Below are 1,606 nucleotides of genomic sequence, written 5' to 3' on the forward strand. Positions count from 1 at the left end.
ACTTTCGTGACCTGATCAACCAGTATCCTCAGGTCACACCTCAATTCCGCGCGGGAACCCGTCGCAACTTCGGCCTAATGCCCGGCCCCGCCCGGAAACCCCGCCGGCCACGCGGATACCCGTGGAGCTCAGGTACTTCATGTAAGTGTCGTGGGTGGGGACCGCGTGGTAGCCGTCGATGCTGTTCTCCACCAGCCCCGATTGTTCACGGTGATGGGTGGGTTCGGGGTGTCGTGAACACGAAAAGTGCGCTCGCACTGGGACAATGGGGTTTGTCAACGACTCCAGAATCCATAGAACGGGCGCACTTTTCAGATGCAGACTACTACTGATTGGTCCAAGGGCCTGGACATCGAGGTCCGCGGTGATGATGTCGTCTCCCACACCGGGACGGTGATCACCCGGATGCTGGCCGACCGCACCGGTTTGACCGGCGAACTCTCCGATGCCCTGGCCCGCCCGGATGTGATCCACGACCGCGGGCGGGTGCTGGCCGACCTGTCGTTGGCGATCGCTGACGGCGCGACCTCGATTAGCGACATCGGCGTGCTCGGTGACCAGCAGCGCATCTTGGGGCCGGTGGCGTCGACCTCGACGACGTGGCGGACCCTCAATGAGATCGACGTGCAGGCGATCAAGAGGATCACCGCGGCCCGTAACCGGACCCGCACGAAGGTGTGGTCGCTGATCGAGGCCCGGCACGGTTCGGTTCCGCCGATTGCCACCTGCTACGGCGACATCGATGCTGTGATCGGCATCCGCATCGACGCCACCCTGGTCAACTCCTACAGCGACAAGCAGCAAGCGGCCGGCAATTTCAAGGGCGGCTACGGCTTTCACCCGCTCACGGCGTGGTGTGACAACACCGGCGAATGCTTGGCGATCATCGCCCGGCCCGGCAACGCCGGGTCGAACACGGCCGCCGACCACATCGAGATCATCGACGCCGCGATCGCCGCGCTGCCCGCCAAGTACCGACGCAACCTGTTGATCACCATCGACGGCGCCGGCTCCAGCCACAAGGTGATCGAACACCTCACCGAGCTCAACGCCCGCAGCGGGTTCACCGTGGAGTATTCGGTCGGGTTCGACCTGGACAAACGCGTCCGGGGCGCGATCGCCGCATTGCCCGAACAGGCGTGGGAACCCGCGCTCGACCACACCGGCGCACCGCGCCAGGACGCGCAGGTCGCCGAAGTCACCGGGCTGCTGCGCGACAGTGTCGGCGGCGACAAACTCGGTTCCTGGCCGGCGGGGATGCGGATCCTGATCCGCCGCGAACCGATCGAGGAAGGCACCCAGCTGTCGTTGTTCGAACAGCTCGCCGGCTACCGGTATCAGCCGATCGCGACCAACACCGCAAGTGGTCAACTGCAGCGCCTCGAGGCGCGCCACCGCGCGCATGCCCGCGTGGAGGGATTCATCCGCTGCGCCAAAGCGACCGGGCTGGCGACGTGGCCGTCGTCGGCGTGGTCGATCAACACCGCCTGGGTGGCCGCGGTCGCCATCGCCTGCGACCTGCTGTGCTGGTGTTATGCGTTTGAGTTAATGAGCCAGACCTGGTTGAAAATACCCAGCCACTCGTGGGCGTGTCGGGCACGTTCGG

The 1,606-nt window shown here is 65.3% G+C and carries 2 protein-coding genes; one reads left to right on the forward strand and one right to left on the reverse strand.

The features are described 5' to 3' along the window. Positions 1-33: 33 nt before the first annotated feature. The gene (locus FPZ47_RS27435; RefSeq protein ID WP_168209587.1) at positions 34-192 is read right to left on the reverse strand and encodes a hypothetical protein; all 159 of its coding nucleotides are present in this window, start codon (positions 190-192) and stop codon (positions 34-36) included. 123 nt (positions 193-315) lie between these two features. Between FPZ47_RS27435 and FPZ47_RS27440 the strand changes: the two genes are divergently transcribed. Then, the coding region (locus FPZ47_RS27440) for an IS1380 family transposase (protein WP_144957420.1) at positions 316-1,606 on the forward strand (1,291 nt) is incomplete at its 3' end.

The organism is Mycobacterium helveticum, from assembly GCF_007714205.1.
In the GTDB taxonomy this organism is placed as follows: domain Bacteria; phylum Actinomycetota; class Actinomycetes; order Mycobacteriales; family Mycobacteriaceae; genus Mycobacterium; species Mycobacterium helveticum.